Source organism: Spirosoma soli (assembly GCF_042684525.1).
Lineage (GTDB): Bacteria > Bacteroidota > Bacteroidia > Cytophagales > Spirosomataceae > Spirosoma > Spirosoma soli.
In genome coordinates this window covers 1-15,613 of the sequence record NZ_JBHULN010000013.1, presented here as the reverse complement: position 1 = coordinate 15,613, position 15,613 = coordinate 1, and the positions used below count along the sequence as shown (strand labels likewise).

Below are 15,613 nucleotides of genomic sequence, written 5' to 3'. Positions count from 1 at the left end.
CAGGTAGGCTGAATTACCACAAAGTCCGGTTCGAATGCGCTTATATTTGTCTCAGCGTTACAAGATTTCTAAGTCCGTTTCTCATGAAACATGTTTTTGCCCTGGTCGTCGGGCTGCTTCTGGCGACTTCTTTATCTGCCCAAACCCCTTCCTCCACGCTCACCGACTGGACCAACACGTACTGGACTGCCAAGTGGATTGTGCATCCGACGGCCCCGGCCCGGCAGTACGGCATTTATCATTTCCGCAAAACCATTGACTTACCTCAAAAGCAAACCCGCTTTGTGGTGCACGTATCGGCCGATAACCGGTATCGGTTATTTATCAACGGGCGGGCGGTGGCCATGGGACCGGCCAAGAGCGATACGCAGCATTGGAATTACGAAACCATCGACTTAGCCCCCTACCTACAAGCGGGCCGTAATGTGCTGGCTGCCCAGGTGTGGTACATGGGCGAAGGAACTCCATTTTCGCAGATGAGTTACCAGGTCGGTTTTATTGTTCAGGGCGACGGTGAAGTGGAAAAAGCGGCCAATACAGACGCTACCTGGAAAGTATGGCAGAATAAGGCGTACACACCTATCAAGAATGACAATGCCAAACTACGCACCTACATCGTCATTGGTGATGGCGATCGGGTCGATGCCGCACAGTATCCCTGGGGTTGGGAGCAAACCAGCTTTGACGACAAGAATTGGGTCGCTGCCAGGCCGTTCGGTTATCCGGCCAAACCACGCGGTCTTGGAACAGATGGAAACTGGGGATTAGTGCCCCGAACGATCCCTCCGATGGAAGAACGTTCCGAGCGGTTGGCTTCTGTTCGGCGAGTTGAGAATGGCAAGATGGAGGCTGCCTTCCTACAAGGCAAAGCACCTGTGACGGTTCCGGCGAACACCAAAGCGGTGTTTTTGCTTGACAATAGCGTACTGACAAATGCCTATCCAGAGCTGACCACTAGTAAGGGCAAAGGCGCAACCGTTACGCTGTCGTATGCCGAAGCGCTGGTCGATGCCAAAGGCCAGAAAGGAAATCGCAACGAGGTTGAAGGACGGACGCTACATGGATTTGAAGATCAGTTTGTGGCGGACGGTAGTGACAAGCGCACGTTCCGGCCATTGTGGTTCCGGACGTATCGTTATTTACAACTTAACGTCGAAACAAAAGACGAGCCGCTAGTATTGGATGATCTGGTTGGGCAGTTTTCTGGTTATCCGTTTGAGCAAAAAGCCCAGTTTGCCGCCAGTGATACGACCCTGAAAAACATCTGGACTGTTGGCTGGCGGACCGCCCGGCTCTGCGCTGGTGAAACCTATTTCGATTGCCCTTATTATGAACAACTGCAATACACCGGCGATACGCGCATACAGTCGCTGATCTCGCTTTACGTAACGGGCGACGACCGGCTCATGCGAAAGGCGATCATGGATTATGACCATAGCCGCTTCAACGACGGCCTGACCCAAAGCCGTTACCCTTCGGCCGATTTTCAGGTGATTCCTACGTTTTCGCTATTCTGGGTGTGCATGGTGCACGATTACTGGATGCACCGCCAGGACGATGCGTTCGTGAAGTCGATGCTGCCGGGTGTGCTGAGTGTGTTAAACTGGCACGAGCAGCGCATTGCTAAAACGGGCCTGAATGGACCACTGGAGTGGTGGAATTTCGTAGACTGGTCTAAGTGGCAGAACGCGAAAGATGAAATCGCCGGGGGCGTTCCGGCGGGTGCTCGGAAAGGTGGTTCAAGCATTTTGTCGTTACAGCAGGCGTACACCTACTTCCGGGCGGGTGACTTACTGGCCCATTTCGGCCAGAACGAACGCGCTGAATATTATCGTGAGCTGGCTCGGCGGCTGAACAAGGCTGTTTTTGCGCAGTGCTGGGACGCCGGGCGTAGCGAAATGGCCGATACTCCAGCAAAGAATACATTCAGTCAACACGCCAGCATTTTGGCTGTATTAACTGACGCTGTTCCAGCTGCCCAGCAACCTGCCTTGTTGCAAAAAGTTATGTCTGACACGTCGCTGACACAAGCTACGTTCTACTTTAAGTTTTATCTGTTCGAAGCTCTTAAGAAAACCGGCTTAGGCGATCAGCTGGTGACTCAACTAAAACCTTGGCGCGATATGCTGGCCACGGGCTTAACCACGTTCGCGGAAAATCCGGAACCAACCCGCTCCGATTGCCACGCCTGGAGTGCGTCGCCGTTATACGAGTTTCTTTCGACGACTTGTGGCATTCTTCCTGCCGAGCCGGGTTTTAAGTCGGTACGTATTGAACCGTTTCTGGGTGACTTGACGACCATAGACGGTCGGATGCCGCATCCCGCTGGTGAGATTGCCGTACAGTTTCAGAAAACCTCAACCGGTGGCCTCACGGGCAATGTAACGTTACCCGCCAACCTGAGCGGAACCCTTCGCTGGAAAGGTAAAACGTTGCCTTTGAAAGCAGGAAAGCAGATGGTGAGTTTGTAATGCCTGGCTCCACTAGCCGACGAATTAATTCATCTGCCAGTAGAAATTAGAGTTTCTTGGCCCCGACTACCTGACCTGTATCGCTTCGCTGAACGTAAACCAGCACCGATGTTTGGTCGGCTTTCAACCCATTGGGTAGGAGTAAGGTGACGCTGCCTGAGGGGGCGGTTTGCTCGATAGTTTTGAATTGGCGCACAACATTCGTGTTCACTAACGTACGACCGCCATTTTCGCCGTTTCCTACAACTGTGCGAGCCTCTTTCTGCACTAAGGCAACATTAACCCGATACGGCCCAGCTGCCGATAATGCATAGTTAACAATTACTTGCTTAGCCTCGTGACTGACGCTGCCATCCACGCCAATAAACCCTGATGCTGGCTGCTTCTGAATCGTCTGGATGGCTTGTTCAATACGTCCGCGCTGGCCGCCAATAACGTCTTGTCGCCCATTAATAACGAGCTGGGGCGTGTAGGTTTGCGTTTTCAGCACACGATCGTATTGACGCTGCCGATCGGTGAAGAGTTTGCCGCTAAACGGGTCCTGCCAGCCCAGTCGATTCCAGTAGTCAACGTGAAACGACAACCCGTAAACCGCCTGTCCGGAACGAACCGCCTGTTGCGTCAACTCCTGCAAGACTTTGTCGGCGGGTGGGCAGCTAGAGCACCCCTGCGAGGTGAATAATTCCAGAACCACAACCGGCTCAGGGGCTGGTTTTACTGGCCGCTTGGCTGAGAATAGAGTAGTCATGCTGACTGCTGCCGACAGCGTGAGACTTATGAGATAGTTCATGGGTATTTGGTGCTAATGTCCTTCACCGTGGTTTGTGGGGACACAAACCACTCACGCGTCAGCAAAACCATCCGGACGTGGGGTCGGTGAGGGCACCGACCAAGGAGGTAGCTGTTTAAGACGGTTCATTTACAAGCCTAGATAATAATCATAACCGCGTTCGGCCCAGAAGTCGCGGGGGCGGGTGTCGCTGAAGAAGATTCGGCCGATGCGCTTGAGGTTCTTAACACCATATTTGTGAGGGATAATCAGCCGAACAGGAGCGCCGTGCTGGGTGTTAATCGGCTGGCCGTTCAGTTCATACGCCAGCAACGTCTGCGGATGCAGAGCGCTTTCCATGTCAATGCCAACGTAATAACCTTTGTCGGGTGTTTCCATGCCAACGTGTTTAAACAGATCGTCAGCGTTGTAGGAATCAGGCGAATCCACGCCGGGCGCGTTACCGCTTTTCGTACCAAGCTTATACTTGGCCATAAAGTCAGATAAACGCACTCCGCCCCAGTGCTGAATCTGGCTCCAGCCTTCAACGCATTTGAAATCATAAACCAACTGCTGTTTTGGTAAGGCCTTAATATCGTCCATGGTCAGAAGCAAGGGCTCGCGTCCATCGCGATCTACCTGAAGCTTCCAGTCTTCTGGTAAAGGGGTACGTAGACCATCGAAACCATTGACGCGCGGAACTCGGGCGGCTGCTTCAATAGGGTATGTTTTTACCAGATTCGTATTGCTAAAATACGTTCGGGCGATTTGCTCATTAGTGTTCAGAACCCGGCGTAGCGGCTCTTTTATGCCCTGCGCTTTGGGGCTCTTCGTGATCCACTGGTAAACGCCAAGGGGAACAGCAGCCGCTAAGGTGAACCAGCCAAAGGACTTAAGCATTCGCCGACGAACGACGGATTCGGGTACTTCCTCCTGCGGCAGTTGAGGTTCTGACAATTCGTTCATGACAGCGCGGGTTGAGTTGGGTTAGGTTCCGTGGGTTCGACAGGCTTGTCGTTGGTTGACTGAGTAACCGTTGGTCGGTCGTCGGCGTTGGGTTTAATCACCTCGAAACCCGTGACCATTGATTGAAAATTATGCCAGCCTGCTCGAATAACCTGGCCAAGGTGCACAAAGAAAAACAGGACGTAGCCAATTGTTAACGCAAAATGAATAAGCCGGGCCATTTCGTAGCCGCCCATCAGGGTCGTTAGCCAGTAAAACTGCGTTGGTTTATAAATCGCGTAGCCCGTCAGCACCGAACCGACGCCCATGATCATAATGGAAAAATAAGCAATCTTCTGAGCGCCGTTGTACTTAACAAACGGCGGCTGTGTTTTACGTAGGCCAAGGTCGTACAGCGTTACCTGAATGGCTTCCCGAAATGAGTGGCGATTAGGCACCAGATGTCGCCATTCACCCGAGATAAACGTGTAGCCAACGTAAAGAAGTCCGTTCAACAAAAAGAGCCACATGAACACAAAGTGCCAGGCCATCCCCTCGGCTAACCGACGCGACAACCCCAGGAATTTGTAAAATCCGTCGGGAAAAAATGAGACTAATGTCCAGTTGCCGATTGTAATTTTGTACGGATCGTAGGCCCAGTAAATGAGCATTCCGCTCCAGATCATAACGAACAGCACCGGAAAGTTAATCCAGTGAAACCATCGGATGGCTAACGGATGTTTATGGACGATACGTTTCATAAGAAGACGGTGAATGGTGTATGAACAATACGATTACAACGGTTTATAAGTTTGGTAGTGAGCCAATTGTTATGAAGGATAACGCAGCTTTAATCGATGCAATTCGTCAAGTTGTGCCACTGGCCGACCATGAAGAAGTTTTTGTGAATACATTGTTCGAATCGTATACCCTTCGGGCCGGTGAGTTCTTTTTGCAAGTCGGCGAGGTTTGCCGATACGTTGGCTTTGTCAATCAGGGCCTTCTGCGGTATTACGTACTCGACGACGGAGAAGAGCATACGTATGATTTCTCACCTGAAAATACCTTCACCTGCAATTACGAAAGCTTCCTGAACTCGTCGCCCTCAACCCGATTCATACAGGCCATGGAAGATACTACGCTGTTACGAATCAGTTACGGCCATCTTCAACGGCTATATGAGGGGTTAGAACATGGGCAGCAATTTGGCCGGTTGGTAGCTGAGCAGCTTTTTGTGTCACATCTTCAAAAACTAACCTCATTCTACCGCGATACCGCCGACCAGCGCTATGACCACTTTCTTCGGTTGTTCCCCGGCCTCATTGACCGCGTGCCGCAATACGTAGTGGCTTCTTATGTCGGCATTAAGCCGCAGTCGTTGAGCCGCATTCGCGCGCAGCGAGCTGGGAAGCACTACTAGCCGATCTTCACCCAGGTGAATGTGTACCCGCCGTCTGATAAGGACCTTTGCATTGTCAAACCAAAACAGCACGACAATGCAAACGAACAACATGCCCCTGTGGGCCAAAGTTACAGGTTATTTTTTCGGTATCGGCCTGATTTTCATCGGTGGGCGCTTCCTGCTGGCTCCCGAGATTGGCGAGCGCGGCTTTGGGCTCATCTACGACCAGCCCAATGAGGCCTTTCATTACATCAAAGGCGTCCGTGATGTGTTTTCGGGCTTGCTCTTTGTAGCCTTTACAGCCGCTAATTGGCGAAAACCGCTGGCTGTGGCTACGTTGGCTGGATCATTGATTCCGGTGGTTGATATGCTGGTTGTCCTTACAATGCCTAATACAGTGCCGGGCGCGGCCTGGATTCATGGCACTACCGTAGTAGCACTGTGGATGTTTGGTTATTCTCTGCTTCGTCCTCAAACCGCACCACGCCATGCTCTTCCTGCTTAACTCCCTGCTGTACGTACATTTCGCGGCTTTCCTGACGTATCTGACCACGTTGCTTCGGCAGTGGGACCACCCCGTTAAGCGTACCACCAACTGGATGCTTTATTGCGGTATCACCTTGTTACTGACCGGCATCGGGCTGGTGGCGGTTCGATATCCGGTAGTTAACTACGTAAAAGTAGTACCCAAAAGCGCCCTCCTTGTGGTTATTGCGGCTATCACAGCGGCTCATCGGGGGAAAATACTTTCCAGACAAACATGGCAGCTTTTGATTGGGCTGACGGCGCTGACTGTCTTCATCGCTCTCTGGCGCATGGCCTAAGTTATAGGGCGGGATAGTACCTTTGCCCTATAACTGAATTTGTGTGTATGACTCTCCAAACCCTTGATACTGGGCTCTTCAAACTCGACGGTGGTGCCATGTTCGGCGTTGTTCCTAAACCTCTCTGGAACAAATTAAACCCGGCCGATGAACAGAATCGCTGCACTTGGGCCATGCGTTGCCTGCTTCTTGAAAATGATGGTCGACTGTTGCTCGTCGATACGGGCATTGGCGATAAACAGGACGCTAAATTCTTTGGTCATTACGACCTTCACGGTGACGCTACGTTGCTAGGTTCCATTCGGGCGGCTGGTTACGATGCTGCTGACGTGACCGACGTTTTACTGACGCACCTTCATTTCGATCATGTAGGCGGAGCTGTTAAACGTACTAATGATCAACTCGTGCCCGTTTTCCCAAATGCAACGTACTGGACTCATTCTGCGCATTGGCAATGGGCTGTTCAGCCGAACCCGCGGGAAAAAGCGTCTTTCCTGAAAGAAAACATTCTGCCTTTGCAGGAAAGTGGTCAGTTAATGTTTCTGAACAAAAGCCCGCTGCCGTATGCTGGTCTGGACTTTCTGTATGTCGATGGCCATACTGAGAAAATGGCGTTGCCAGTCTTTCAGCTAAACGGCCGGACAATAGCCTATATGGCTGACCTGATTCCGTCGTCGGCGCATGTGCCGTTGCCTTACGTAATGAGTTACGACGTTAGGCCGCTGCTGACGATGGATGAGAAAACGCGTGTCCTTCAACAGGCTGCTGACGAAAATTGGATTCTGGTTTTCGAGCATGACCCGGTCATAGAGGCCGCTACCGTTGAGCTAACCGAGAAAGGCGTTCGCATTAAGGACAGGGGACGATTGACCGATCTGTGGTAAAAAGTAAGATAGGACAGGTATCGCCAAACTTTCAGGCTCCCTATGGAGATTACTAATTGTAGCGGTGTCAGAGCTACATTAAACTGATTCAACTAAATCCTAAATTAGGTTTCGATGAACGAGCCGAAATTATTATTTGAGTGCCTATCCTATCAACTATATAATTTTCCGCTGGACGACATGCTGTGTGCCAGAGAGAATGGTCAGTGGCGAAAATACAGTACGAAAGAAGTTAGTAATCTCGTCAACCGGATCAGTGCCGGCTTGCTCAATCTGGGCATAAAAGACGGCGACCGAACACCCGAAGGCAGAGATAAAGTAGCCATCCTCAGCAAGAATCGCCCGGAATGGATGCTCGTTGATGTAGCCATCCAGCAGATTGGGGCTGTTTCGGTACCTATTTATCCGACCATTAACCCTGCTGAACTGCAATTCATTTTGCAGGATGCCGCTGTTAAACTGGTGTTTGTCGGCGACGAGGAGTTATACCAGAAAGTGTCCAGCGTTGCCCAAACGCTGCCTGATCTGCCAGCCATTTTTACGTTTGAGCCTGTATCTAATGCGCATTTCTGGCAGGAGCTTCTGGAAGAACTCACACCCGAAATTGACGCCCACCTTGAGAACCGGCGTCAGACTATCGACGAGGACGATTTGGCTACGATTCTCTATACATCAGGTACGACCGGGACGCCAAAGGGTGTTATGCTGTCGCACTTTAACGTCCTCAGCAACGTATTTAGTAGTTCAATTCTGCTCAATGAGATTGGCATTCGTGGTGAGAAAGCCCTGAGTTTCCTACCGCTGAATCACGCTTTCGAGCGGATGGCTACCTACTGCTATTTCTATTGCGGGGCCTCTATCTACTACGCTGAAAGTACCGAAACGATTGCCAGAGATTTGCGGGAAGTACAGCCGACACTCTTTACTACGGTTCCACGATTGCTCGAAAAGGTGTATGAAAGTATCCTGGCTAAAGGGTCAGAACTGACAGGCATTAAACGACGGCTGTTTTTCTGGGCTCTCAAGTTGGGCGAACAGTTTGAGCTCAATGCGCCACAAAGTATGAGCTACCGTCTGCAACTGGCGTTGGCGAACCGACTCATTTTCAATAAGTGGCGCGAAGCGCTGGGTGGACAAGTGCGCGCCATCATTACGGGGGCAGCCGCCTGTCAGGTGAAGCTGCTGAAAATTTTTGGTGCCGCCCGAATTGTGATCATGGAAGGCTACGGCTTAACCGAAACATCGCCCATCATTAGCGGCAATCGCTATGGCGATAGCAATCGAATGTTCGGAACCGTCGGACCACTCCTGAAAGACGTTGAGGTGTCGTTTGCCGACGATGGCGAGATTTTGTGCAAAGGCCCTAACGTCATGATGGGTTATTACAAACGCCCGGATCTGACGGCCGAAACCATCAGGAACGGATGGTTGCACACGGGCGATATCGGAACCATGATTGACAACAAATTTCTGAAGATTACCGACCGCAAGAAAGAGCTGTTCAAAACCAGCGGAGGTAAATACGTGGCTCCGCAGCCGATCGAAAACAAGATGGTCGAAAGCCCCTTCATTGAACAGATTATGATTGTGGGCGAAAGCCAGAAGTTCGTTGGTGCTCTGATCGTCCCCTCATTTAAAGCCCTGAAAGAATGGTACGTCCTGCAAGGGAAACCATATCCGGGCGATGATGCCGCAACTATCGACCAATCGGTTCAGGGCTTAGTATCGAAGGAAGTGAACGAATACAACAACTTCTTTAATCATGTCGAACAAGTGAAGAGGTTTGAATTGCTGCCCAGCGAATGGACCATCGAAAAAGGGGAACTGACCCCAACGCTGAAGTTGAAGCGTAAAGTGATTCTGGAAAAATACAAGGATCGCATCAGTCGCATTTATTCGTATTGATCAGACCGGCGTCGGCATATTTAATAAGACCTTTTCGATTTTCTATCAATGATGCTGGCCCTTTGATTGGAAGAGATAGCTACTCGTTCTTGTCTAAGCTATGTAAACCAATATCGCGCACAGGTCGTTATTGAACCAACCACATATTTATGCACTCATCAAACAATGAAGATCGGTTTGGTTTTATCGGGTGGCGGAGCCCGCGGAATTGCACATCTGGGTGTTATTAAAGCACTACAAGAGATGGGCATTGGGTTCGATCAGATTGCCGGAACCAGTGCTGGGGCTATAACGGGGGCACTGCTGGCACAGGGCTATACGCCTGACGAAAGCTTAAAAATCATCGAATCGTCGGCGTTTGTGCGGCATATTCGGCCCGCCTGGAACCGCATGGGCCTGCTTCGGCTCGATAACGTCGTTGACCTATACCGGAAGTTCATTCCTCACGATACCTTCGAAGGTTTACAGATTCCGTTGCATGTTGTTGCCGTGGATCTTAACGATGGCGAACAGGTGGTCTTTGATCAAGGGGCCTTAATTCGCCCCGTTTTGGCTTCATGCTGCCTGCCGGGTATTTTCGAGCCGATGCTTATCAATAAGCGTCAGTACGTGGACGGCGGGGTATTAAACAACTTGCCCGTTGATGTCATTGAAAATAAGGTAGACTTTTTGATTGGTTCTCACTGTAACGTATTAGGCCCGCGCAAGCCAATCACATCCATGCGGGGCGTAATTGAGCGAAGCTTAGTATTGGCTGTGCAGAGCAAAACGAGAGACCGGTTTGCCAAGTGCCAGGTGTTGATTGAACCGCCCCAACTAGCGCAATATACAACCACGGATATTAGTAAAGCGCGTGAGTTATTTCGGATTGGCTACCAGCATACAAACACGATGGCTGCCCAGATTGATAAGGCACTTAAAGACCCTATTGAACAGACAGTGTAAAAACGCAAAAGCGAAAAAAGGCCCCAGCCGATGAAAAGCTGGGGCCTTTTTTTATGTACAAACGTCAAACTGTTTTCGCGTAATAGTATAAATCAATGGTGTAATATAAATAAAAAATTTAGAGTATTTATTACTAAGTATGCTTAAGGTACTGCACAATATAATATTTTACTTGTGATGCTGTAGATAAAATTAAAGTTGGAAAAAATATTTTTATGCTTAAATTTTGCACTGCTATTTTTGTATTATTAATATTGTGGCAGTATTCATAGTTTCTTGACCTAACTTAAAAACGTAAATGAGTAGAATTCTATTCGCGAGCTTATTGTTCGTATGTTCACTCTGGGCACCAGCATGGGCACAGGAACGCAAGGTTACGGGTAAGGTAACGTCTGCCGAGGACGGAGCCGCTATGCCTGGAGTATCGGTTGTGTTGAAGGGCACAACGAAGGGAACTAACACGGACGCAGACGGTAATTACGCAATTTCGGTACCCGAAAAAGGGGGTAAACTGATCTATAGCTTCGTCGGAACGATTCAGCAGGAAGTTGAAATCGGTAGTCAGTCGTCAATCAACGTAAAACTGGTAGCCGATGCCCGCCAGCTTTCCGAAGTAGTTGTAACGGGTACGGGCGTGGCAACCACTAAAGCCAAGCTTGGTATTGCCGTCGAAAGCGTTTCGGCCAAAGATTTGCCTCAGGCGCCGACCGCATCCATCGACCAGGCCTTACAAGGTAAAATTGCTGGAGCGCAAATCTCTAGCCCTAACGGTACGCCAGGAGCGCGGGCTAACATCCTGTTGCGGGGTATCAACACTGTTAACCGGGGTACAGCGCCCATCGTTCTGATGGATGGGGTGCAGGTAGGAGCCACTGATCTAAATACGATTGACCTGAGTAATATTGAACGGGTTGAAGTCGTACAGGGTGCGGCTGCTGCAACCATTTATGGTGCTCAGGGTGCTAACGGCGTTATTCAGTTGTTTACCAAGCGCGGCAAAGACGGTCCGCTTCGGGTTAGCATTTCGAACAGCTACGCCGAAAACACGTACCTCAACATTGGCAATGTACGTAAGGCTGATAAGCACGCCTTCGTAACCGACGCCAATAACGTGGTTATTGCCTCGAACGGTAAGCCCATCACGTTCAACGAAGCCAACGGCACATTCAGCGATAACGTCCAGTACAACGCCCTGGATGTGAACAGTAACGCGAATAAACCGTATGACCAGAACCTGAAGTATTACGATCACTTCAAAATGTTCTTCATTCCGTCGCACACGATCAACAACTCGGTGAACATCTCAGGGGCCAACAACAAGACGGATTACAGCTTCTCGGCGTCGAATAACCACCAGACCAGTACGTTGAAAAACAACGGCGCATTCAACCGATCTAACCTGGTTGCCAATATTGGTTTGGGGTTGGCCAAAAACCTGACCTTCCGTACGGTTACTCAGCTGGCGTATACACGTAACAGTTTGAAAAATGACGATCGTACCGCGCTCTACTCGTTAAATAACACGCGACCATTTGCCGATTACGATTTCAAAGATGCCGATGGTAACTACGCTGCTTACTATGGTAGTGCCCCCGGCGTAAACGCTTTCAACCCTAATTACCGTAGCCAGTATCGTAACAATCTGATCAATAAGGTCGATATTATTCAAAGCTTTGATCTCGACTTTAAGCCATTCAAGTTTCTGGATTTAAACGCAAAATACGGCTTAAACTACCAACGTTCGACCGAACGGCGTACGTACCCAAACCAGACGCTGAACCGGAATATTGCAGTCAACCCGAACTACTACGTGTCAACGTACGCCACGAACGCTTCGGGCGAAATTGACAACTTCGATAATACCACCTTGTTCCAGAATTTCCTGGGCCAGGCGATTATCAAGACAGATTTTCAGAACGATTTCAAGCTGAATGTGCCGATTGTGACATCGACGCAAGTAGCCTTCGACTATCGTAGTAACAATTACAAAGAGTACTGGACCTACGCAACTGGCCTGCCGACCTATACGCCTTTCACAGCCGCCCAGGGATCTAACTACCGGGTGCAACGTGATTACACGGAGCCATTTATTACGTATGGTTATTTGATAAACCAGAACATTGATTATGGCGATCTGGCTGGCGTATCGGGTGGTTTCCGTAGCGATTACTCATCTGCGTTTGGCCAGGGTTCGACACCCTTCACCTTCCCGCGTGGATCGGCTTATGTCCGGCCTTCGTCGCTGGGATTCTGGCAGAACAGTACGTTGGGCAGCGTAGTGCCCGAGTTCAAAATCAGAGCTGCGTATGGTGAGGCTGGTATTCAACCCAAGCCCTTCGACCGCTATGTGACATTGAGCACTCGGACATTAGGGAGCAGCAACATTGTTTACTACGACCCTGCACAACGTAATCCAGATTTGGATGTGGAAGTATCCCGCGAGTTAGAAATTGGTACTGATTTCACCATCAACGGTGGGGGAGGAGATTGGCTGCGTCGCTTAAATTTCTCGTTCAACTACTGGAAGCGCAACACCGACAACGCTATCTACGACGTAGACGTAGCACCATCGAGCGGACAGGGTACCTTGAAAGACAACGCCTTCTCGCTAGCCTCGCGTGGCTTACAGTTTTCGTTAAACACAACCGTTTATAAAGGCCGGGACATTACCTGGAACTTTACAACCAATTTTGGTCGGCAGACTTCCGAAATCTCGGCAGTAAAAGGGAATGGCCAGATCGTGGTCACATCAGCCGCGGGTAGCACAAACTACGTGCTGAAAGCGGGCGAAAAAATTGGTCAGTTGTTTGGCTTTGTGGCCATTCGTTCGCTCGACCAGATCCTGCCCGATGGCACTCCTGCCCTAACGGAAGCGCAAAAAAGTGCTTATGAGGTAGCCAGCAACGGATACGTTGTCAACAAAACGACCAAACAGCCTCTGTTTAGCTCTGCCCAGTACAGCTTAGGTGATCCAAACCCCCTGTTCAATGCGTCGTTCATGAACGATATTAGCTACCGGGGCATCGTAACCTTAGGTTTCCAGTTCGATTGGGTGTATGGTAATCACATATACAACCAAACCAAGTCGTGGTTATACCGCGATGGTATTTCCAGCGATTACACCCAGCCAATCACCATCAATGGCCAAACTGGTGCGTGGACTGCGTTTTATCGGGGTGTGTACCAGGCCGGTGCCAACAACGGCACAAAAGATTACTTCTACGAAGATGCATCGTTCGTGCGGTTGCGTAATGTCTCGCTGGGCGTGGATTTCTCTAAGTTCTTACGGATTCCTGTGCTGAAGCAAACGCAATTGGTATTCTCTGGCCGTAACCTGTTGACATTTACGAAGTACACGGGTATGGATCCCGAGGTTAGTTCTGGTAGCACAACTGGTAATGAAAACTCGGCCTGGGATCGTGGCACTGACCACAACACGATGCCTAACCTGCGTTCATACCAGGCTTCGCTTAATATTTCTTTCTAAAAGACGATCGTATGGGGGGCAATCAGGTAATGCCTGTCACCCTTACCTTCTTTATCGATATTATCATAATGAACAAGACGAAACTATTTTTATTCGGTGCCCTGCTGGCTGTTGGTATGGGCGCTTGTAAGGAACAGTTGGATGTTAAAAATCCAAACCAGCCCACGCCAGCCAGTGCAGCAACGGAGCCCGGTGTGATTGCACTGGCACAGGGTGGTGTTTATGTGAGTGGCTTTAAGGAACTGAAGTACTATGACGGAGTACCGGGGCGATTCTGGACGGGGGCTATGGGCTTTCACGAACTCATGGGCGACATCATCGGGGAAGAAGCCGCTAACCAGTACGGCAACCAGATTGGTATGCCTGACTACGTGATTCTTGACGACGGTACCCGGGTAAACAATCCCAGCTCAATCCCTACTCAGATTGCGTTGCTGCGCACGGTTAACGTCAATGCTAACGCCGGAGCTAATCCTATCTATTACGAGTGGGCATACATGTACAATATCATCAATACGATGAATAGCGTACTCGAAATTTCCGAGAAAACTACGTTTGCTGGCGATGGCACCGTACCCACAACAAAGAAAAACACCGTTCAAGCGTGGGCCTATTTCTGGAAGGGGTATGCTTACTCACGCATTGGGTCGATCTACTACGCTGGCGTTATTAACAATTCGGTTAGCGTAGCGGGTAGCACGAGCAATACGTACGTAGCCAAAGAAAAAATCATCGACGAAGCAACTAAGAACCTCGATCAGGCTGCGACGTTGTTGAGTGGTCTAACCCAGGATGCTACCTATAATACCGTAATGAATGGCTTGATTGCCGACTACAATCGGGTAGGCAAAGGAGCCATTATGAGCCCAGACATGTGGAAGCGCACGATTAACACACTGAAGGCACGTAACATTCTGGTTAACACAACAGTCAAAGCCATGACAGCCGCCCAGTGGGGGCAAATTTTGACACTCACCAACAGCGGAGTGCAGGAGGCAGACAACGTACTAACCGGCCGCTCGAACGCTAACGGTGACTTCTTTAGCAACGTAGATGGTAATATCGCGGCCAAATCGACAGGCCCGGTTGGTTCGATTACCTACAAAGTGAGCGAGCGTCTGATTCAGGATTTTCCGGCCGGTGATAAGCGGTTGGCGAACAACTTTAACCAACTGGCAGCACCTGGCCTTTTCAACTCAGACCGTGGCAACTCGTTCAATACGCGGTGGCAGTTGGTCAACAAAGGAAAAGGAATGGCGGGCGTTGTCGTCTTGAGTAACCAGGATGTTGGTGGCTATGAGTTATATCTGTCGAGCACCTTCGAAGAAAACGAACTGATGAAAGCCGAGGCCAAAATCTACACCGGTGATGTAGCCGGGGGGCTAGCCTCGATCGACGCCGTTCGGAAGTATCAGGGCGCTGGTTTGACAGCTCTATCGGGACTAACAGCCGATGCCGCGAAAGAGGAATTACGCAAAGAGCGCCGGGTTGCCTTAGCTTTCCGGGCGTTATCGTTCTATGATGCCCGCCGGTGGGAAGTCATTACCCAGGGTCGCAAAGGAGCTGTCATCGTAGATAAAGCAGGTAAAGTAAGCACCAACGCTACGATTATGTACAACTTCTTAGATTACTGGGACGTGCCCGATAACGAGCTGGCTTATAATGCAGCCGCAGCCGGTAGCGCACCAACAAAAAATCCGAAATAATACGTCAATCTGTTAAAAATAGCGCTTAGCGAATAAGGCAATCCTAGTTTTCTCTAGGATTGCCTTATTCGCTAAGCGCTATTTCTGTTTACATCTTCTAAAGAATTTATTAGCACTAAATGTAGCACCAAGTGTCTACCACATCTATTGCACTTTGAAGCTGTTTAGGATTTATAAAATCTGGGTGTTTTTGTCATCCCGACCGGTCCGCCGGTGCGGCAGGAGGGATCTTCGGTAAAATCGAAAAGACAGCATCTCGAAGATCCCTCCTGCCG

12 protein-coding genes are annotated in these 15,613 nt (G+C 50.0%); 9 read left to right on the top strand and 3 right to left on the bottom strand.

Features of this window, described 5'->3' with window-relative positions:
- The first annotated feature begins 83 nt into the window (after positions 1-83).
- Positions 84-2,471, top strand: coding sequence for an alpha-L-rhamnosidase-related protein (locus ACFSUS_RS19290; protein ID WP_381525376.1), 2,388 nt, complete (start codon positions 84-86; stop codon positions 2,469-2,471).
- A 46-nt stretch (positions 2,472-2,517) separates the two neighbouring features.
- On the opposite strand, the gene ACFSUS_RS19285 is transcribed toward ACFSUS_RS19290, so the two are convergent.
- The 3 genes from ACFSUS_RS19285 to ACFSUS_RS19275 form a co-directional block, all read right to left on the bottom strand.
- On the bottom strand, positions 2,518-3,261 hold the full coding sequence (locus tag ACFSUS_RS19285; RefSeq protein WP_381525375.1) for a DUF1223 domain-containing protein: 744 nt from the start codon (positions 3,259-3,261) through the stop codon (positions 2,518-2,520).
- 129 nt (positions 3,262-3,390) lie between these two features.
- On the bottom strand, positions 3,391-4,206 hold the full coding sequence (locus tag ACFSUS_RS19280) for a molybdopterin-dependent oxidoreductase (RefSeq protein ID WP_381525374.1): 816 nt from the start codon (positions 4,204-4,206) through the stop codon (positions 3,391-3,393).
- On the bottom strand, positions 4,203-4,946 hold the full coding sequence (locus tag ACFSUS_RS19275) for a cytochrome b/b6 domain-containing protein (RefSeq protein ID WP_381525373.1): 744 nt from the start codon (positions 4,944-4,946) through the stop codon (positions 4,203-4,205). Before ACFSUS_RS19275 ends, ACFSUS_RS19280 begins: the two co-directional genes overlap by 4 nt.
- Before the next feature lie 20 nt (positions 4,947-4,966).
- On the opposite strand from ACFSUS_RS19275, the gene ACFSUS_RS19270 reads away from it, so the two are divergent.
- From ACFSUS_RS19270 to ACFSUS_RS19235, 8 genes are all read left to right on the top strand, one after another.
- On the top strand, positions 4,967-5,605 hold the full coding sequence (locus tag ACFSUS_RS19270) for a Crp/Fnr family transcriptional regulator (protein ID WP_381525372.1): 639 nt from the start codon (positions 4,967-4,969) through the stop codon (positions 5,603-5,605).
- A gap of 76 nt (positions 5,606-5,681) precedes the next feature.
- On the top strand, positions 5,682-6,092 hold the full coding sequence (locus tag ACFSUS_RS19265; protein WP_381525371.1) for a DUF4267 domain-containing protein: 411 nt from the start codon (positions 5,682-5,684) through the stop codon (positions 6,090-6,092).
- Positions 6,076-6,411: a hypothetical protein gene (locus tag ACFSUS_RS19260; RefSeq protein WP_381525370.1), complete on the top strand. Its 336-nt coding sequence runs from the start codon at positions 6,076-6,078 to the stop codon at positions 6,409-6,411. The genes ACFSUS_RS19265 and ACFSUS_RS19260 overlap by 17 nt, the downstream gene beginning before the upstream one ends.
- 47 nt (positions 6,412-6,458) lie before the next feature.
- Positions 6,459-7,295 (top strand): MBL fold metallo-hydrolase, encoded by an 837-nt coding sequence (locus ACFSUS_RS19255; RefSeq protein ID WP_381525369.1) that lies wholly within the window; start codon positions 6,459-6,461, stop codon positions 7,293-7,295.
- A 114-nt stretch (positions 7,296-7,409) separates the two neighbouring features.
- Positions 7,410-9,200: an AMP-dependent synthetase/ligase gene (locus tag ACFSUS_RS19250; RefSeq protein ID WP_381525368.1), complete on the top strand. Its 1,791-nt coding sequence runs from the start codon at positions 7,410-7,412 to the stop codon at positions 9,198-9,200.
- Between the two features lie 165 nt (positions 9,201-9,365).
- Positions 9,366-10,145: a patatin-like phospholipase family protein gene (locus tag ACFSUS_RS19245; RefSeq protein WP_381525367.1), complete on the top strand. Its 780-nt coding sequence runs from the start codon at positions 9,366-9,368 to the stop codon at positions 10,143-10,145.
- 298 nt (positions 10,146-10,443) lie between these two features.
- The gene (locus ACFSUS_RS19240) at positions 10,444-13,632 is read left to right on the top strand and encodes a SusC/RagA family TonB-linked outer membrane protein (protein WP_381525366.1); all 3,189 of its coding nucleotides are present in this window, start codon (positions 10,444-10,446) and stop codon (positions 13,630-13,632) included.
- 68 nt (positions 13,633-13,700) lie between these two features.
- Positions 13,701-15,338 carry a RagB/SusD family nutrient uptake outer membrane protein gene (locus ACFSUS_RS19235; RefSeq protein ID WP_381525365.1) on the top strand — a complete coding sequence of 546 codons (1,638 nt, stop codon included), beginning with the start codon at positions 13,701-13,703 and terminating at the stop codon, positions 15,336-15,338.
- The last annotated feature ends 275 nt before the right edge of the window (positions 15,339-15,613 follow it).